This is a genomic window from Streptomyces sp. A0958 (genome assembly GCF_004795035.1).
Classification (GTDB): domain Bacteria; phylum Actinomycetota; class Actinomycetes; order Streptomycetales; family Streptomycetaceae; genus Streptomyces.
The window spans coordinates 125,202-143,167 of the sequence record NZ_SSBK01000002.1 but is presented as its reverse complement, the minus strand read 5'-3'; the positions used below and the strand labels follow the sequence as shown (position 1 = coordinate 143,167).

The window sequence follows — 17,966 nt, the reverse complement described above, 5'->3', positions numbered from 1 at the left end:
CGCAGAGTCGGCGGGGCCGGCGCGCCGGGTGGAGCGGGCAGCCGAATACCGGCCACCGGGCCGTGGCTGCGGCCGGTCGTCCGATCGGTTCCGGACGCGCCCCCGTGTGACGGCCCCGTCGCCCGGACGAGTGGATTCCGTTTTGGTGGGGCGAGGCCGTTGGGCGGCCGAGGGCCGGGCCCGGCGGCCCTGTGCGGGGCGCCGGGCGGGGGTCGCGACGTCGGTGTACCGGGCAACCGGCATTGCCATCCGGGGCCGGTCTCGGGCATGCTCCCGGAAACGGCGCGTGCGCCGTGCGCGGGACGGGCGGTGGAGGAATGGCGCCGTACCCTTGGGGGTAAGGGGTTGGGAAGATGATTCCCGGACACCACGACACCACCCGCTGACGCGTCTTCCCCACGTCGCTCTCCTCACGAGGACTCTCTTCGCCGAGACACCGATGGCCGGTCACGAAATCCCCGAACCCGCGGACCGCAAGCAGGTAGCCGACCCCATGTCGGACCCGCAGGCGGCCGAAGAAGCGCGCCGCCCGTGCGACCCCGCCTTCCGGCATGGGGTCGTCGTCGGCTTCGACGGCTCGACCTCCAGCGAGCGGGCCCTCGCCTATGCCATCGGCATGTCCCGGAGGACGGGCTCCGGGCTGATCATCGTCCATGTCGCCAACCGGCTGCCGACCACGGTCTGGGCGGGCTGCGAGCCCCCCGTCTTCGTGGACGTGCCCGACCACCGCACCGAGGTCCTCGGCCTGGAGCTCGCCTGCGCGGACTACCTCGCCGAGGTGCCCTGGGTGCTCGTGGAGCGCGGCGGGGACATCTGCCACGAGCTGGAGGAGGTCGGCCGGGAGTACGCGGCCGACGCGATCGTCGTGGGCTCCACGCACGGCATCGTGGGCCGGATCTTCGGCTCGGTCGCGGGCCGGCTGGCGCGCCGCGCCCAGCGTCCCGTCGTCGTCATCCCGTAGTCGACCGCCGAGCCGTCCCGTAGTCGCGCCGAGCCGTCCCGTAGCCGCGCTGTCCCGTAGCCGAGCCGTCCTGCGGTCCGGCCCTCCGGGCCTGTCGTGCACCTGCTCGCGGTGGCGTCAACTCACCTGTGGAAAACGTCGATCGAGTGACGCCACCAGCGCGCGGCAGGGCTTCCGCGGCCCCTGCGGGGGCCGCGGCCGGTCACTCGACGGTGACGGACTTGGCCAGGTTGCGCGGCTTGTCGATGTCCCGGCCCATGGCGAGGGCCGTGTGGTACGCGAAGAGCTGGAGCGGGATGCCCATGAGGATCGGGTCCAGCTCGTTCTCGTTCTTCGGTACGACGATGGTGTGGTCGGCCTTCTCCTGGACCTGGTGGGCCACGGCGAGGATGCGGCCGCTGCGGGCCTTGATCTCCTCCATCGCGGCGCGGTTCTTCTCCAGCAGGTCGTCGTCCGGCACGATCGCCACCGTCGGCATCGCGGGCTCGATGAGCGCGAGCGGGCCGTGCTTCAGCTCGGACGCGGGGTAGGCCTCGGCGTGGATGTACGAGACCTCCTTGAGCTTCAGCGAGGCCTCGCGGGCGACCGGGTAGCCGCGCACCCGGCCGATGAACATCATCGACTTGGCGTCCGCGTACTCGGCGGCCAGCCTCTTGATCTCGTCCTCGCCCGCGAGGATCTCGCTGATCTGGGCGGGCAGCTTGCGCAGGCCCTCGATGATCCGCTTGCCGTCGGCGACCGACAGGTCCCGGATGCGGCCCAGGTGCAGGGCGAGCAGCGCGAACGCGACCACGGTGTTGGTGAAGCACTTCGTGGAGACGACGCACACCTCGGGTCCCGCGTGCACATACGTACCGCCGTCGGCCTCCCGGGCGATCGCGGAGCCGACCACGTTGACCACGCCGAGCACCCGGGCGCCCTTGCGCTTCAGCTCCTGGACGGCGGCCAGCACGTCGTACGTCTCACCGGACTGCGAGACCGCCACGTACAGCGTGTCCGGGTCCACCACCGGGTTGCGGTAGCGGAACTCGGAGGCGGGCTCGGCGTCCGCGGGGATGCGGGCCAGCTCCTCGATCAGCTGCGCGCCGATCTGGCCCGCGTGGTACGAGGTGCCGCAGCCGAGGATCTTGATCCGGCGGACCCCGCGCGCCTCGCGGGCGTCCAGGTTGAGCCCGCCCAGGTGCACGGTGGAGAACCGGTCGTCGATCCGGCCGCGCAGCACCCGGTCGACGGCGTCGGCCTGCTCGGAGATCTCCTTGTGCATGTACGTGTCGTGGCCGCCCATGTCGTACGACTCGGCCTCCCACTCCACGGTGGTCGGCGTGGCCGTCGTGGTCGAGCCCTCGGTGGTGTACGTACGGAAGTCGTCGGCCTTGAGGGTGGCCATCTCGCCGTCGTCCAGGGTGACGACCTGGCGGGTGTGGGCGACCAGGGCGGCGACGTCCGAGGCGACGAACATCTCCTTCTCACCGATGCCGAGGACGACCGGGGAGCCGTTGCGCGCCACCACGATGCGGTCGTTGAAGTCGGCGTGCAGGACCGCGATGCCGTAGGTGCCCTCGACGGAGCGCAGGGCCTCGCGGACCTTCTCCTCCAGGGTGCTGGCGTCCGAGCGGGCGATCAGGTGGACCAGCACCTCGGTGTCGGTCTCGGAGAGGAAGACGACGCCCTCGGCGGTCAGCCGGGTGCGCAGCTCGGCGGCGTTGTCGATGATCCCGTTGTGGACGACGGCGACCTTGCCCTCGGCGTCCAGGTGGGGGTGGGCGTTCTCGTCGCTCGGGGCGCCGTGGGTGGCCCAGCGGGTGTGGGCGATGCCGGTCGTGCCGGCGAAGCGCTTGGGGACCCGGGACTCCAGCTCGCGGACCCGGCCCTTGGCCTTGACCGACTTCAGCGCGGCGGGCTTGCCGGCCGCCGGCTTCCCCGTGATCACGATGCCCGCGGAGTCGTACCCCCGGTACTCCAGCCGCTGAAGACCCTCCAGCAGCAGCGGGGCCACGTCACGCTTTCCGATGTAACCGACGATTCCGCACATAGAGCCTTCTGCCCTCCATCGACGTACAAGTAAGTGGTGCCCGGCCGTGAGGCGGCCTCAGCCGTAGACGATGCGGCGCAGCTGACGGAGCGAGAGCTCCGGGGGCGCGACCGCCCGGTGCGGCAGTTCGGCCGCGATCCGTTCGAAGATCTCCGTGTTGACCAGGCCGCCGGACTGCAGTTCGCGGTGGCGGCGGCGGACGAAGGCCTCCGTCGTCTCGTCGAAGTACGCCAGCACGTCGAGGATCACCCGGGCGGCTTCACCGCGGGGGAGCGCGGTGCTGCGCACCACGTGGTCAATGAGGTCGTCGTACGACGAGCGGCGTTCGAGCACCCGTCGATACTGCGGCGATAGGGGCCCGAGCGCAACAATCCTGCCCGATTTCGGGCAGGGAAGTGGGCGAGTGGCCCCCTTTTTCGGGCTTGGGTGGATTTCGCGGGGCCGTTTCCGGCGGTGCGGCGACCTGTCGGGGCCGCCCGTCGCGGCACTGGTCGGAGCCGATGGGGTGAATTCTCTGATAAGACGCAAACCGCTCACCGGGCGTCGAGGCGGGCAACGCCCGGATCTGGTCTAAACCTTGACCATCCGTGAGGCGCGCGGTACGCATGGCGACGGTGGACTCCAGACAGGACCCAGCAGAGTGAACCCGAAGAAAAGGACCCGGCTTGTGAGACCGCACACGGTCCGGCGCAGTGCTCTTCTCCGTGCTCTACCCCGGCTTCTCGGCTCGCTGCTCCTCGTCGCGGCGGCCGGTGCCTCCAGCGCGTGCGCGGCCCCCGTCGCCTCCGCCGCCGACAGCGCCGGAACGGCCTGGGCGCCCCGCCCCCTCGGCCAGGTGGTGCCCGCCCCCGCCTCCGTGAGACCGGGCGGCTCCCCGTACGTCCTCACCGGTGCCACCCGCATCCGGGCCATCGGCGCCTCCGGCGAGGCCCGGAAGGTCGGCGAGTACCTGGCGGGCGTGCTGCGCCCCTCCACCGGGTACGCCCTCCCGGTCACCGACGCCGACGGCACCGACGGCATCCGGCTCCGGCTCGACCCCCGCGCCGGCCAACTGGGCGCCGAGGGCTACACCCTCACCTCGGGGACCGGTGCCGTCACCATCACCGCCCGGCAGCCCGCAGGGCTCTTCCACGGCGTCCAGACGCTGCGTCAGCTGCTGCCGGCCCAGGTGGAGCGCGACAGCCCCCAGAAGGCCACGTGGCGGGTCGCGGGCGGCAGCATCACCGACACCCCGCGCTACGCCTACCGGGGCGCGATGCTCGACGTCTCCCGGCACTTCTTCTCGGTCACCGAGGTCAAGCGCTACATCGACCAGGTCGCCCAGTACAAGATGAACACCTTCCACCTGCACCTCTCCGACGACCAGGGCTGGCGCATCGCCGTCGACTCCTGGCCGAAGCTGGCCACGTACGGCGGCTCCACGGAGGTCGGCGGCGGGACCGGCGGCTACTACACCAAGGCCCAGTACCAGGAGATCGTGCGGTACGCGGCCTCCCGCTACCTGGAGGTGGTGCCGGAGATCGACCTGCCCGGCCACACCAACGCCGCCCTCGCCTCGTACGCCGAGCTGAACTGCGACGGCGTCGCGCCGCCGCTCTACACCGGCACGAAGGTCGGTTTCAGCTCCCTGTGCGCCGGCAAGGACGTCACGTACGACTTCATCGACGACGTCGTGCGCGAGGTGGCCGCGCTCACGCCCGGCCGGTACTTCCACATCGGCGGTGACGAGGCGCACTCCACCAGCCACGAGGACTACGTCACGATCATGGAGCGGGCCCAGGCCGTCGTCGGGAAGTACGGCAAGACCGTGATGGGCTGGCACCAGCTCACCGGGGCCGACCCGGTCAAGGGCGCGGTCGCCCAGTACTGGGGCTACGACGCCACCAGCGCCGCGGACCGCGCACAGGTGGTCGACGCGGCGAAGAAGGGCACGAAGCTGGTGCTCTCCCCGGCGGACCGCGTGTACCTCGACATGAAGTACAACGACCAGACCGAACTGGGCCTGAAGTGGGCCGGTCTGGTCGAGGTCAAGCGCTCCTACGACTGGGACCCGGCGACGTATCTCAACGGCACGCCCGAGGGCGCCGTCCTCGGCGTCGAGGCGCCGATCTGGTCGGAGACCCTGACCGACAGCGACGACATCGACGCGATGGCGTTCCCGAGGCTGCCCGGCGCGGCGGAGCTGGGCTGGTCACCGGCCTCGACGCACGACTGGAACACGTACAAGGTGCGGCTGGCGGGGCTCGGGGAGCGGTTCACCGCACAGGGGATCGACTACTACCGCTCGCCCCAGGTCCCGTGGCCGGCGGAGGCGACCGCGGCGCGATGAGGCGCGGGCCGTCCGGCGGCCGGGTGCCCCCGGCCGCCGGACGGCCCCGGTCGTCAGGCGACCTTCTTGGCGTCCTCGATGGCCTTCGCCAGGTCCTCCAGGATCGGTGCGCACTTGTCGTAGCTGTAGATCGGCTCGGTGGTGCGCGGGACGACCTGGCCCGCCTTGACGGCCGGCAGTCGCGTCCAGGTCGGCTTGGAGGTCAGCGCGTCCGGCTGGAGGGCCGAGGAGCGGTTGTCCATCATGATGATGTCGGCCCCGTACTTGTCGACGTTCTCCCAGCTCAGATTCTCGAAGAAGCCCGCCTCGTCGACCTTCGGCTCGACGAAGTCCACGCCCAGCTCCTGGAAGTACAGGGTGTCGGCGGACATCTTGGCGAGCGAGACGTAGAACAGGTCCTGGCTGGCCGAGCCGATCATGACCTTGATGTCCGGCTTGGACTTCGCGGCGGCGCGCAGCCGGGCCGCGGCCTTCTCGAAGCGGGCCTTTGCGTCGGTCACCTTCGCGGCCTTGACGTCGGCGCCGAGCGAGGCCGCGAGGTCCTCGTGGCGCTGGATGGCCTTGGGGATCGTGGTCTGGGCGGCCCACAGGGCGACGCTCGGGGCCAGCTTCAGGATCTTGTCCTTGGACTGGTCCGGCACGTACCAGAGGGCGTCCTTCTCCCACATCGCGGTGACCAGCAGCTCCGGGCCGAGCGCCGCGTACTTCTCGACGTTGAACTCGCCCCAGACGTTGCCCAGGATCTCGACCTTGCTGATGTCCAGGTCGCCGGCCTGCACATCGGCCTTGCCGTCCTTGGTCTTCGTCGGGCCGAAGACGGCCTTGACCTCGACGCCGTAGTCGTGGAGGGCCGCGGCGACACCGGTGAAGGCGACGATGTTCTTCGGGACGGACTTGGCCTCGGCGGTCTGCCCGCGGTCGTCCTCGAACTTCCACGGCCCGGCGTCGGCGCTCTTGGAGCCGGTGGCTGCGGAGCCCTTCGAGTCGCTGTCGCCGCAGGCCGCGAGCACGGCGCCGAGACCTATGGCGCCGCCCATGGCCAGCAGGCCGCGGCGGGTGGGGCGGGACGCTCGGGCAGTGCGCATGACGGAATCCGCTTTCGTACGAGCCGGAGACCGGCAGGTGACATGTTCGAAGGAAGGCTAGCCTAACCTCAGCGTTTGTTGATCTGTCGACGGCCCCCGGCCCCGTCCACGACGAGCCGGCTCGTGAACCCGGCCCGGCACAGCCGCTCGTACGCGGTGGCCACCTCGACGGGGACGGGATCGGCGGCCATGAAGCCCCGGGCCGGATAGACCAGCAGGCGCTGCAAGGTGCCGACCAGCATGTCGATGACCATGCGGTCGTCCTGGAGGGCGGCCACGTACTGCTCGAACGTGACCGGCTCCGACGCGCTCACGAAGGTGACGTCCGGCCAGAGCCTGCGTGCCGTGGCATGGGCGCGCCGTTCCTCGTACGGCTTGCTGACCAGCAGCACGGAGGAGACCGGGACGCCCGCCTCGGCGAGAACCGCCCGCGAGAAGCGGATGTTCTCTCCCGTGTTGCGGGCGCGCGGTTCGATGAGCACCGCACGGTCGGGGACGCCGAGTTCGAGTGCCCGCTCCCGGTAGTGCACGGCCTCGCCGCGCGGCATGCGCACCCGCGTGGTGGGGCTGGTGGCGCCGGTGAACAGGATGAGGGGCGCCATGCCGCGCTGGTAGAGGCGCGCGGTCGCGTCGGCGACTTTGAGGTCGTGGCTTCCGAGGCCGATCGCCACCGAGCAGGGGCGCGGGTCGTGGTGCATCAGGTGGTGCTCCCACAGGAGCCGGGCATCCGACCACGACTGGGACGAGATGATCACGTAGTGCCTCTGCCGTGGGCCGAGTCCGGAACGGTGAAGTCGTACGACCAGGTGAAGCGTGAGGCCGCGTGCACTCCTATCGCGAACTCGACGACGGTTCCGTCGGCCGTGTACGCGGTCCTGCGCAGTTCCACCACCGGCTCACCGCCGGCCAGCATGAGCAATTTCGATTCCTCCGGGGTCGCTACGCGTGCGAAGAGCTCCTCGCGCATGCGGTCGATCTCGTAGCCCGCGTCGTAGAGCACGCGGAATCCGCCGCCGCGGCCCGCGGGGCCCGGGGTGGGGTCGACCAAGGGGGTGCCCTCGACATGCTCGGGGCGGTAGTAGCTGGTCAGCGTATGCGTCGGCTGCCCGGCCTCTCGCACGACGCGTGCGCGGGCGTAGACGTGCGAACCGGGAGTCAGGCCGTGCGCGGCAGCGGCGGCGGGTGGTGCCTCGACCCGTCTCACCGTCTGCGTCTGGTCGTCTCGCTTGTGAGCGCGCCCGGAAGCCACGCGGTCCGCGATGAACGCGACCTCGTCGCTGTCGCGCCACTTGGCCTTGTCGTACCGGCTGACACCGAGACGCTTGAGCGGACGTCGTTGCCGTACGACTGTGCCGTGTCCGCGGGACGAGGTGACCAGACCCTCGGCCTCCAGGGCCCGGTATGCCGCGTGGACCGTGGACTTGGAGCCCTCGCCCGCTTCGACGAGATCCCTGATGTGCGGCAGTCGGTCCCCCGGGGAGTAGGCGCCGCTCCGGATTCGGTCGGCCAGCCTGTCCGCCAACTCCCGCCACTTGGGCGCCATGCGCAGCTCCTCTCGCAACGTCTCAGGGAGCAGTCAAGCACAGCACCGATGAGGTTGACAGTCCCAGGACTGCGAGTCATTATCCACTTCGATGGGGCGTAATCCTAGGACTGTGGTTCTTTTGATGGGGCTTCCGGATGCGGTTCAACTGAGAGGTGTGGTGCCATGACGGCCGGCAGCAAGGCGCGACAGGGTCTGTCCCGGTTAACGGAGCGCTTCGGGAGGGACGGCGTCCTCATCGTCCCGACAACCGATTCGGGGGCGGAGGGAGCCGACCTCGTGCCCGGTGCGGCGCTCCGCTGGCCTCCGTGCGAGTGCGGGCACTCGTTGTGCCCCGACTACGTGCCGGAGGGCGAGGACTGAGGGGTTCGGCCCACGCGGGGCCGGATAACCGATCGGGGGCCCGGTGCCGGACCCCCGATCGGTGCGCTCGGTGCCGTTCCTCAGGCTTGGAGGCCCAGCTCTCGGGCGATCAGCATCCGCTGCACCTCGCTCGTGCCCTCGCCGATCTCCAGGATCTTGGAGTCGCGCCACATCCGGGCCACCGGGTACTCGTTCATGAAGCCGTAGCCGCCGTGGATCTGGGTCGCCTCGCGGGCGTTGTCCACGGCCACGGTCGAGGAGTACAGCTTGGCGATCGCCGCCTCCTTCTTGAACGGTTCGCCCGCCAGCAGCCTCGACGCCGCGTCCCGCCAGCCGACCCGGGCCATGTGGGCCCGCGTCTCCATGTCCGCGATCTTGAACTGGATGGCCTGGTTGGAGCCGATCGGCTTCCCGAAGGCGTGACGCTCGGCGGCGTACTTCACCGACTCGTCCACACAGCCCTGCGCCAAGCCCGTCGAGAGCGCCGAGATGGCGATCCGGCCCTCGTCCAGGATGCGCAGGAACTGGGCGTAGCCCCGGCCCTCCTCGCCCAGCAGGTTCTCCAGCGGGACGCGCACGTCGGCGAAGGACAGCTCGCGGGTGTCCGAGGCGTTCCAGCCGACCTTGGAGTAGGGGGCGGCGACCGTGAAGCCGGGGGTGCCGGACGGGACGATGATCGAGGAGATGAGCGGGGCGCCGTTCTCCTTGCGGCCGGTCACCGCCGTGACCGTCACCAACTCGGTGATGTCCGTACCGGAGTTGGTGATGAAGCACTTGGAGCCGTTGATCACCCACTCGCCCGCCGCCTCGTCGCGCACGGCCGTCGTCCGGGTGCCGCCCGCGTCCGAACCGCCGTCCGGCTCGGTCAGGCCGAACGCGCCGAGCGCGTCGCCGGAACAGAGCCTCGGCAGCCACCGCCGCTTCTGCTCCTCCGTACCGAAGCGGTACACCGGCATGGCGCCCAGCGAGACCCCGGCCTCCAGCGTGATCGCCACCGAGGAGTCGACCCGGGCCAGCTCCTCCAGGGCGATGCCGAGCGCGAGGTAGTCGCCGCCCATCCCGCCGTACTCCTCCGGGAACGGCAGCCCGAACAGGCCCATCCGCCCCATCTCGCGCACGATCTCGTACGGGAACTCGTGCCGCTCGTAGAAGTCGCCGATCTTCGGGGCGACGACGTCGCGCGCGAACTCCTCGACGGTACGGCGCAGTTCCTCGTGCTCGGCGGTCAGCCGGTGGTCCAGGGACATGGGGACGTTCACTCCTTGTGGGACGGGACGTTCACTGCGCCGCGAGTGCGCGGACGGTACGGGACGGGCTGGGTCGGCCCAGGTGTCCGGCGAGCCACACGCTGGTGGCGGTGAGCTCGTCGAGGTCGACCCCGGTTTCGATACCGAGGCCGTCGAGCATCCACACGAGATCCTCGGTGGCGAGGTTTCCGGTCGCGCTCTTCGCGTACGGGCAGCCGCCGAGGCCGCCGGCCGAGGCGTCCACCGTGGACACGCCGTGCCGGAGCGCGGCGAGGGTGTTGGACAGGGCCTGACCGTACGTGTCGTGGAAGTGCACGCCGATCGCCTCCGTGCGCACCCCGGCCTCGTTGAGCCCGGTCAGCAGGGCCTGTACGTGGCCGGGGGTGGCGACGCCGATGGTGTCCCCGAGCGACAGCTCGTCGCAGCCGAGGTCCATCAGCGCCTTCGCCACGCGTACGACCTGGCCGACCGGCACGGGCCCCTCCCACGGGTCGCCGAAGCACATCGACAGGTAGCCGCGCACATGCACGGCCTCGGCCTTGGCGCGGGCCACCACGGGCTCGAACATGGCCAGCGACTCGTCGACCGTGCGGTTGAGGTTGCGGGCGGCGAACGTCTCGGTCGCGGAGCCGAACACGGCGATGTGGCGCGCCCCGAGCGCCAGGGCCCGGTCGAGCCCGCGCTCGTTCGGCACGAGCACCGGAAGCGCCACGTCGCCCACGTCCCCGATGTCACCGAGCATCGGGAACAGCTGCTCGGCGTCGGCGAGTTGGGGCACCCACTTGGGGTGCACGAAGCTCGTCGCCTCGATCGTCGTCAGCCCGGCGACCGCGAGCCGGCGGATGAACTCCGCCTTCACCCCGGTCTCCACGACCGCCTTCTCGTTCTGCAACCCGTCGCGGGCGCCGACCTCGTGGATACGGACCCGGGCGGGCAGGCCCTCGGCGGGCACGGTCATCGGCAGGGTGCGGGCGGTCGTCATGCTTCCTCCCCGGCGGAGACGGGGACCACTACCGCCAGTACCTGGTCCATGGCGACCGTGGCCCCGGCCGTGACATCGAGTTCGGTGACGGTGCCGGCGTGCGGGGCGGAGATGACGTGCTCCATCTTCATCGCCTCCACCACCAGCAGGCTCTGCCCGGCGACGACCTCGTCCCCGACCGCCACCTTGACCACTGTGACGGTGCCGGGCATGGGCGCGGCGAGTGTGTCGGCGCCGGAGCGGGCGGCGCCGGTCAGCGACGCCTCCACCGGGTCGTGGTCCCGTACGTGCCAGCTGTCGCCGTCCCGGCCGAGCCAGTGCCCCTCCGGGGAGGCGGCGTACGCGAACACATGGGTGACCCCGGCGAGTTCGAGCGTGATGCGGCCGTCGTCCACCGAGAGGGTCCGCGCCGTCTCCGGGCCGCCGGGCAGCGGTCCGAGCGGGCCGCAGGCCCCTGATTCCGGGGCCGGGGGCTGCGCGCCCTCACCGACATGGCCGAAGGCCAGCTCCGTGGACCCGCCGCCGCACGGCCGCAGGCCCACCTGGACCGGGTCGTGGCCGGGGATGTGGAAGTCCCGCAGCGTCCGGGCCGGGGTGCCGCCGAGCCGCCAGCCGTCACCGGCCGAGAACGGGTCGGCCCAGGCCCCGGCGCGGGCGCGGGCGGCGGCGGACGCGGTGTGCTGCCGCAGCAGAGCGGCCGCCGCGTACACCTCTTCCGGCACGCCCTCGGGGACCAGCGCGTCCACCTCGCGCTCCACCAGGCCGGTGTCCAGCTCGCCCGCCACCACCGCCGGGTGGCCGAGGAGCCGGCGCAGGAAGCCCGCGTTGACCGGGACACCGAGGACGACGGTGTCCGCGAGCGCCGCCCGCAGTCGGCGCAGGGCGGTCGCCCGGTCGGGGCCGTACGCGATGACCTTGGACAGCATCGGGTCGTACAGGCTGCCGACCTCGCCGCCCTCGGCGAGCCCCGAGTCGGTCCGCACCCCGCCGCCCTGCGGCTCACGGAGCGCCAGCACCCTCCCGCCCGAGGGCAGGAAGCCGCGCGCCGGGTCCTCGGCGCAGACCCGGGCCTCGACGGCGTGCCCGGTGAGCGTGATGGCGTCCTGCCCGTACGGCAGGGGCTCACCGGCGGCGACCCGCAGCTGCCACTCCACCAGGTCCAGGCCGGTGACCAGCTCGGTCACCGGGTGCTCGACCTGGAGGCGGGTGTTCATCTCCATGAAGTAGTACGAGGACGGGTCGTTGCCCGGGACGATGAACTCCACCGTGCCCGCGCCGACGTACCCGCAGGAGCGGGCCGCCTGGACGGCCGCCTCGCCCATCGCCGCCCGGGTCTCCTCGTCGAGCAGGACGGACGGCGCCTCCTCGATGATCTTCTGGTGGCGGCGCTGGAGCGAGCACTCGCGCTCACCGAGGTGCACCACGTTGCCGTGGGCGTCGGCCAGCACCTGGATCTCGATGTGGCGCGGCCGGTCGATCCACCGCTCCACGAGCAGCGTGTCGTCCCCGAAGGAGGCGCGGGCCTCGCGCCGGGCCGCCGCGATCTCGTCCGCGAGCAGCGCCGCGTCCCGCACCAGCCGCATGCCCTTGCCGCCGCCGCCCGCCGAGGGCTTCAGCAGCACCGGCATGCCGATCGCACCGGCCGCCTCCGCCAACTCGCCGTCGCTCAGCCCGCTGCCGGAGGACCCGGGCACCACCGGGACGCCGGCCGCCGCGACCGTCTCCTTGGCCCGGATCTTGTCGCCCATCAGGGAGATCGCGGTGGCGGGCGGCCCGATGAAGACGAGCCCCGCCTCCGCGCACGCCCGCGCGAAGGCCGCGTTCTCCGCGAGGAAGCCGTAGCCGGGGTGGACGGCCTGGGCGCCGGTGCGGCGGGCCGCCTCCAGGAGCCGGTCCGCGCTCAGGTAGCTCTCGGAGGCGGGCGCGGGGCCGATCCGTACCGCCGTGTCGGCCTCCCGTACGTGCCGCGCGTCGGCGTCCGCGTCGCTGAAGACGGCGACCGAGCGCACGCCCAGCTCGCGCAGGGTCCGGATGACCCGGACCGCGATCTCGCCGCGGTTGGCGACGAGGACCGTGTCGAACATCGTCATCTCTTCCTCACATCCGGAAGACGCCGAAGCCGGCGTCGCCCAAGGGCGCGTTGGCGCACGCGGTCAGGGCGAGCCCCAGCACCTGCCGGGTCTCCAGCGGGTCGATCACGCCGTCGTCCCAGAGCCGGGCCGTGGCGTAGTACGCGTTGCCCTGGGTCTCGTACTGCTCGCGGATCGGGGCCTTGAAGGCCTCCTCGTCCTCGGCGCTCCAGTCGTCGCCCAGCTGGTCGCGCTTGACGGTGGCGAGGACGGACGCGGCCTGCTCGCCGCCCATGACGGAGATCTTCGCGTTGGGCCACATCCACAGGAAGCGGGGGCTGTAGGCCCGGCCGCACATGGAGTAGTTGCCCGCCCCGTAGGAGCCGCCGACCACCACGGTCAGCTTCGGCACCCGGGTGCAGGCGACGGCGGTGACCATCTTCGCGCCGTGCTTGGCGATGCCGCCGGCCTCGTAGTCCCGGCCGACCATGAAGCCCGAGATGTTCTGGAGGAAGACCAGCGGGATGCCGCGCTGGTCGCACAGCTCGATGAAGTGCGCGCCCTTCTGGGCGGACTCGGAGAACAGGATGCCGTTGTTGGCGACGATGCCGACCGGGTGGCCGTGGATGTGCGCGAAGCCGGTGATCAGCGTCGTGCCGTACTCCGCCTTGAACTCCGCGAACCGCGAGCCGTCCACGACCCGGGCGATCACCTCGCGCACGTCGTACGGGGTGCGCGAGTCGACGGGCACCGCCCCGTACAGACCGGCCGGGTCCGCCTTCGGCTCGTCCACCGGCCGCACCGACCACGGCAGCGGGCCCCGGTCCGGCAGCGTCGCCACGATGTTCCGCACGATCCGCAGCGCGTGCGCGTCGTCCTCCGCGAGGTGGTCGGTGACGCCCGACGTACGGGAGTGCACCTCACCGCCGCCCAGCTCCTCGGCCGTGACCACCTCACCGGTCGCGGCCTTCACCAGCGGCGGGCCGCCCAGGAAGATCGTGCCCTGGTCGCGGACGATGACGGCCTCGTCGCTCATCGCCGGGACGTACGCCCCGCCGGCCGTGCACGAGCCCAGCACCGCCGCGATCTGCGGGATGCCGGCCCCGGACATCCGGGCCTGGTTGTAGAAGATCCGCCCGAAGTGCTCCCGGTCGGGGAACACCTCGTCCTGCATCGGCAGGAAGGCGCCGCCGGAGTCCACCAGGTACAGGCACGGCAGCCGGTTCTCCAGCGCCACCTCCTGGGCGCGCAGATGCTTCTTCACGGTCATCGGGTAGTACGTGCCGCCCTTGACGGTCGCGTCATTGGCGACGATCACGCACTCGCGGCCGCTGACCCGGCCGATCCCGGCGATCACCCCGGCGGCCGGCGCGGCGCCCCCGTACAGCCCCTCGGCCGCCAGCGGGGCCAGCTCCAGGAAGGGCGAGCCCGGATCGAGCAGGGTGTCCACCCGCTCCCGGGGCAGCAGCTTGCCGCGCGCCACATGCCGGGCGCGGGCCTTCTCACCCCCGCCGAGCCTGGCCGTGGCGAGCCGCTTGCGCAGCTCGTCGGCGAGCGCGTGATGCGCCGCCTCGTTGGCCTGCCAGGCCTCCGAGGCGGGATCGGCCGCGCTCGCCAGCACCGGTGCCTGCTGCATCCTGTCGAGCCCCCTTGCCCGTACCGCAGTGTGTGGATCAGCGTCAACGTGACGGTGTTAATGACCGTTAACGTGCCAACAGGTTAACGACCGCTAACCCGCCTGTCTAGAATGGCTGCTCATGAGCACCCATGCCGCCGCCCGCGTCGCGGCTCCCACCCGCCGCGAGCAGATCCTCCGGGAGGCCGCCCGCCTCTTCGCCGAGCGCGGCTTCCACGGTGTCGGCGTCGACGAGATAGGGGCCGCCGTCGGCATCAGCGGTCCCGGCCTCTACCGGCACTTCCCCGGCAAGGACGCGATGCTCGCCGAGCTCCTCGTCGGCATCAGCGAACGGCTGCTGGCCGGCGGGGAGCTGCGGGTCACCGAGGACGCCGCCTCCGGCGACGGATCGCCGGAGGCCCTGCTGGACGCGCTCATCGAGGGCCACATCGACTTCGCCCTCGACGACCGCCCCCTGATCACCCTGCACGACCGCGAGCTGGACCGCCTGCGGGACACCGACCGCAAGCGGGTGCGCCGGCTCCAACGGCAGTACGTCGAGGTCTGGGTCGCCGTCGTCCGCGACCTCTACCCGGACCTCCCCGAGCACGAGGCCCGCGCCGCCGTCCACGCCGTCTTCGGCCTGCTGAACTCGACCCCGCACCTCGGCCGCCCCGGGGCCCTGCCGGGCCGCACCGAGACGGCCGCGCTGCTGCACCGGCTGGCCCGGGGCGCCTTCGCCGCGGCGGGGGAGCGGGGTTAGGAAGCCCCCTCCCGCACCGACACGGTGACCCGCGCCACCCGCATCGGGTGCCCGGCCTCGGTGTCGGGGCCCGCGGTGGCACCGTCGGCGGCCGGCAGCGCGCCGCCCACGGCCACGTCCAGGATCAGGAACTGGCCGCGCAGCAGCGCCTCGTCCCAGGTCGCCGCGTCCATCGCGGACGCCTTCACCCGGTGGTACACCCGGCCGTCCAGGGACCAGCGGACCTCTTCGGCGCCGGGCGTGGTGTCGACCTCCACGGCGTACGTGTGGAACGCGCCGCGGCAGCCCGCGCACTTCTGCCGGGGCGAGGTGAGCCCCACCGGCTCCTTGCAGGGCCCGCCGTCGAGCGTCCCGCAGTGCAGGGTGCCGAAGACGGCCTCCGGCCCGTTGACGGACTCCATGACGTCGATCTCACCGGTGGCCGGCCAGCCGGTGTACCCGTCGCGCAGCCCGGCGCCCATGGTCCAGAACGCGGGCCAGTAGCCGCCGGCCGCGGCGCCCGACACGTCCGGCAGGGCGATCGACGCCTCGATGCGCAGGACGCCTCCGGGCGGCGGCGCGAAGTCGGAGCGCCGGGATTCGATGCGGCCCGAGTACCACCGCCCGTCGCGGCGCGTCGGGACGATCTCCAGAGCCCCCTTGCCGTCCAGCCGGACGTTGTCCGTGGAGTCGGTCATGGTCTCGATCTCGCCCGTGCCCCACTGCGCGGCCGGGCAGCCGGGGTAGCAGGTGCCCCGGTCGTACAGCCACCGGGAGGCGGCCGGACGGCTGCCCGCCGGCCCGTCGAACTCCTCGTCCAGCAGCGCGGTCCAGCCGTCGCCGGATGCCTCGCCGGACGCCTCGCCGGACGCCTTTTCGGTTCCGAGGCCCGCTGCCCGGGTGAGGAGCCGTTCGATCCGGGGCGCCAGCACCACGGCGGCCACATCGGTCAGATGGGTGTCGTCCCGGTAGAGCAGGACGCCGTCCAGGACCGCCGGGCACGTCGGGCCGGCGGCCGGGCACAGCACCGGGTTCACCGACACGGCCCGCACCCCCGGCAGCCCGCCGGCCGCCGCCTTCTCCGCCAGCGGGTCGGGCCACCGGGACCTCTTCCGGTCGAAGGCGCACGCATCCGGGTCCGCGAGATGGCCGGAGACGCAGGCGGGGACGTCGCGGCCCGGGACCGGGGTGTCCTCGATGTAGACGATCGGCACCCCGAGCGCCCGCAGCGGCTTCAGCGTCCGCTCCCAGCCCTGGAGCAGCAGGCGCTCGTCGTCGGTGTAGCGGTTGAGGGCGGAGACGACGATCAGCCGGGGCTTCGGGCCCTCGGCCAGCCTGGCCAGGCTGTCCGCCCGCCAGGCGTCGCACTCGTGGTACGTACGCCCCAGCTGCGGGTTCACCACGGACAGCTCCGGCAGCGGGCAGCCCTGCTTTACCAGCTCCTGGAGCGCCCAGCCCCGCTCGGCCGCCAGGCTCAGCAGCGGCGAGAACCACTGCCCGGCGTGCGAGTCGCCGAGCAGGACGACCCGGTCGGGGCTGTCCACCGCCCCGAACAGGCAGGGCGGGCTGCTCGTCACCGCCGGCGCCACCTCGCACGCCCCGTCCGGCGGGAAGCTCTGCCGGGCCTGGACCGGGCTCGGCACCACGGGGCCGTCCCCGGCCGGTGCCCCGGTCCGCGCCAGCAGCGACGGCCCGGCGGCCGCGCCCGGCGGCAGCCCCTTCAGGTCCACCGGTGTGGCCGGTCCGAGCAGCCGCAGCGTGGTGGTGCCGACCACGAGCGCCAGGACGACCGGGATGATGACGGCGGCGACGCCCAGCGCGAGGCCGCGCCGGGGGAGTTCCACGACCGTACGGCTGTGCCGCAGCGGGCGTTCGACCCAGCGCCGGGTGGCCAGGGCCGGCAGCACCGAGGCCGCCGTGAGCGCCACCCGGGCCGGCCAGCCCAGCGTGCCGAAGCGGGCCTCGGCGAGGACGAGCAGCGGCCAGTGCCACAGGTACAGGGTGTAGGACAGCCGGCCGACCGCCCGGGGGCCGCTGAGGCCCAGCAGCCGCCCGACCTCGAAGCGCGCGGGCGTGTCCGGGCCCCGGCCGGGCGCCCCGGCGAGCAGGACGGCGGCCGTGGCCAGGGTCGGGACGAGCGCCGCGTACCCCGGGTACGGCGTCGAGGTGTCGTACCGCAGCACGCACCACACGAGCGCGGCCGCCCCGGCCCACCCGCACAGCAGCCGCAGCAGGCGCGGCCCGCGCAGCAGGTGCCAGGGCAGCAGCGCCAGCAGTGCGCCGACGCCGAACTGCCAGATGCGCGAGGGCGTTCCGAGGTACGCCAGCGAGACGGAGTCGTCCGTCCAGCGCACCGCGAGGGCGAAGGAGACCAGGGTCAGCGCGGCGGTGACGGCGACGGCCACGGGCCGCAGGGCGCGGCCCCGGCGCGCCGCGCGGGCGGTGAGGACGGCGAGCAGGGCGAGCAGCGGGCCCCAGCACAGATAGAACTGCTCCTCCACCGCCAGTGACCAGAAGTGGAGCAGCGGGCTCTCGTCCTGTCCGGCGGCCAGGTAGTCGGTGCGCTGGTGGACGAACCGCCAGTTGGCCACGGACAGGGCCGCCGCGACGACGTCGTTCTCGAGGTCCGTGCGGCGCAGCGGCACGGTCAGCCAGGCCCCGGCCGCCGCGACCGCGACGAGCACCACGGCGGCCGAGGGCAGCAGCCGGCGGGCCCGGCGCGAGAAGAACTCGCCCAGCCTGATCCGGCCGGTGGTGACGGCTTCCCGGACGAGGAGCCCGGTGATCAGGTAGCCGGATATGACGAGGAAGACGTCCACGCCGACGAAGCCGCCGGCCAGCCCCGGTACGGAGGCGTGGAAGGCGAGGACGGACAGGACCGCGAACGCGCGCAGTCCCTCGATGTCGGGGCGGAAGCGGGGCCGGCGGGAGGGCGGGGCCTTCGGAGCGGGAGCGCGGCGGCCGGGCCGCGGGGTGGCGGGGGCGGGAGCGGACATCG

Annotated in this window: 13 protein-coding genes; 3 read left to right on the top strand and 10 right to left on the bottom strand. The window is 72.5% G+C overall.

Going from position 1 to position 17,966, the window contains the following annotated elements; all coding sequences use genetic code 11:
* Nucleotides 1-439: 439 nt before the first annotated feature.
* Complete coding sequence (locus E6P78_RS02715; protein ID WP_136201860.1) at nucleotides 440-961, top strand: universal stress protein; 522 nt, start codon at nucleotides 440-442, stop codon at nucleotides 959-961.
* A 202-nt stretch (nucleotides 962-1,163) separates the two neighbouring features.
* Here E6P78_RS02715 and glmS read toward each other — a convergent pair whose 3' ends face one another.
* Together glmS and E6P78_RS02705 are read right to left on the bottom strand one after the other, a co-directional pair.
* Nucleotides 1,164-2,993 carry a glutamine--fructose-6-phosphate transaminase (isomerizing) gene (glmS, locus tag E6P78_RS02710; RefSeq protein ID WP_136201859.1) on the bottom strand — a complete coding sequence of 610 codons (1,830 nt, stop codon included), beginning with the start codon at nucleotides 2,991-2,993 and terminating at the stop codon, nucleotides 1,164-1,166.
* A 57-nt stretch (nucleotides 2,994-3,050) separates the two neighbouring features.
* Nucleotides 3,051-3,326, bottom strand: a complete 276-nt coding sequence (locus E6P78_RS02705) for a hypothetical protein (RefSeq protein ID WP_136201858.1) — start codon at nucleotides 3,324-3,326, stop codon at nucleotides 3,051-3,053.
* Between the two features lie 334 nt (nucleotides 3,327-3,660).
* On the opposite strand from E6P78_RS02705, the gene E6P78_RS02700 reads away from it, so the two are divergent.
* A complete protein-coding gene (locus tag E6P78_RS02700) occupies nucleotides 3,661-5,322 on the top strand; it encodes a beta-N-acetylhexosaminidase (RefSeq protein WP_136201857.1) in 1,662 nt (553 codons plus the stop codon).
* Nucleotides 5,323-5,375: 53 nt separating this feature from the next.
* Here the strand turns inward: E6P78_RS02700 and E6P78_RS02695 are convergent, their stop codons facing one another.
* The 7 genes from E6P78_RS02695 to E6P78_RS02665 form a co-directional block, all read right to left on the bottom strand.
* Entirely contained in the window at nucleotides 5,376-6,359 is a 984-nt protein-coding gene (locus tag E6P78_RS02695) for an ABC transporter substrate-binding protein (RefSeq protein WP_136202047.1), read from the bottom strand.
* Between the two features lie 116 nt (nucleotides 6,360-6,475).
* Nucleotides 6,476-7,159, bottom strand: coding sequence for a YdcF family protein (locus E6P78_RS02690; RefSeq protein WP_136202046.1), 684 nt, complete (start codon nucleotides 7,157-7,159; stop codon nucleotides 6,476-6,478).
* Entirely contained in the window at nucleotides 7,159-7,950 is a 792-nt protein-coding gene (locus E6P78_RS02685; RefSeq protein ID WP_136201856.1) for a GntR family transcriptional regulator, read from the bottom strand. The genes E6P78_RS02690 and E6P78_RS02685 overlap by 1 nt, the downstream gene beginning before the upstream one ends.
* Before the next feature lie 443 nt (nucleotides 7,951-8,393).
* Nucleotides 8,394-9,560, bottom strand: a complete 1,167-nt coding sequence (locus tag E6P78_RS02680; RefSeq protein WP_136201855.1) for an acyl-CoA dehydrogenase family protein — start codon at nucleotides 9,558-9,560, stop codon at nucleotides 8,394-8,396.
* 31 nt (nucleotides 9,561-9,591) lie between these two features.
* Nucleotides 9,592-10,542 carry a hydroxymethylglutaryl-CoA lyase gene (locus E6P78_RS02675; protein ID WP_136201854.1) on the bottom strand — a complete coding sequence of 317 codons (951 nt, stop codon included), beginning with the start codon at nucleotides 10,540-10,542 and terminating at the stop codon, nucleotides 9,592-9,594.
* Complete coding sequence (locus tag E6P78_RS02670; protein WP_136201853.1) at nucleotides 10,539-12,632, bottom strand: biotin carboxylase N-terminal domain-containing protein; 2,094 nt, start codon at nucleotides 12,630-12,632, stop codon at nucleotides 10,539-10,541. Before E6P78_RS02670 ends, E6P78_RS02675 begins: the two co-directional genes overlap by 4 nt.
* 7 nt (nucleotides 12,633-12,639) lie before the next feature.
* Complete coding sequence (locus E6P78_RS02665; protein ID WP_136201852.1) at nucleotides 12,640-14,247, bottom strand: carboxyl transferase domain-containing protein; 1,608 nt, start codon at nucleotides 14,245-14,247, stop codon at nucleotides 12,640-12,642.
* Nucleotides 14,248-14,368: 121 nt separating this feature from the next.
* Between E6P78_RS02665 and E6P78_RS02660 the strand changes: the two genes are divergently transcribed.
* Nucleotides 14,369-14,989: a TetR/AcrR family transcriptional regulator gene (locus tag E6P78_RS02660; protein ID WP_136201851.1), complete on the top strand. Its 621-nt coding sequence runs from the start codon at nucleotides 14,369-14,371 to the stop codon at nucleotides 14,987-14,989.
* Here the strand turns inward: E6P78_RS02660 and E6P78_RS02655 are convergent.
* Nucleotides 14,986-17,964 (bottom strand): SGNH hydrolase domain-containing protein, encoded by a 2,979-nt coding sequence (locus E6P78_RS02655; RefSeq protein ID WP_136201850.1) that lies wholly within the window; start codon nucleotides 17,962-17,964, stop codon nucleotides 14,986-14,988. The two genes, E6P78_RS02660 and E6P78_RS02655, sit on opposite strands and share 4 nt — an antisense overlap.
* Nucleotides 17,965-17,966: the final 2 nt, after the last annotated feature.

What these genes read in the sequence shown, in the direction of transcription:
- E6P78_RS02715 (WP_136201860.1), top strand. Translation starts at nt 440, where the DNA reads ATGGCCGGTCACGAAATCCCCGAACCCGCGGACCGCAAGCAGGTAGCC.
- glmS (WP_136201859.1), bottom strand. Translation starts at nt 2,993, where the DNA reads ATGTGCGGAATCGTCGGTTACATCGGAAAGCGTGACGTGGCCCCGCTG.
- E6P78_RS02695 (WP_136202047.1), bottom strand. Translation starts at nt 6,359, where the DNA reads ATGGGCGGCGCCATAGGTCTCGGCGCCGTGCTCGCGGCCTGCGGCGAC.
- E6P78_RS02685 (WP_136201856.1), bottom strand. Translation starts at nt 7,950, where the DNA reads ATGGCGCCCAAGTGGCGGGAGTTGGCGGACAGGCTGGCCGACCGAATC.
- E6P78_RS02680 (WP_136201855.1), bottom strand. Translation starts at nt 9,560, where the DNA reads ATGTCCCTGGACCACCGGCTGACCGCCGAGCACGAGGAACTGCGCCGT.
- E6P78_RS02675 (WP_136201854.1), bottom strand. Translation starts at nt 10,542, where the DNA reads ATGACGACCGCCCGCACCCTGCCGATGACCGTGCCCGCCGAGGGCCTG.
- E6P78_RS02670 (WP_136201853.1), bottom strand. Translation starts at nt 12,632, where the DNA reads ATGACGATGTTCGACACGGTCCTCGTCGCCAACCGCGGCGAGATCGCG.
- E6P78_RS02665 (WP_136201852.1), bottom strand. Translation starts at nt 14,247, where the DNA reads ATGCAGCAGGCACCGGTGCTGGCGAGCGCGGCCGATCCCGCCTCGGAG.
- E6P78_RS02660 (WP_136201851.1), top strand. Translation starts at nt 14,369, where the DNA reads ATGAGCACCCATGCCGCCGCCCGCGTCGCGGCTCCCACCCGCCGCGAG.
- E6P78_RS02655 (WP_136201850.1), bottom strand. Translation starts at nt 17,964, where the DNA reads ATGTCCGCTCCCGCCCCCGCCACCCCGCGGCCCGGCCGCCGCGCTCCC.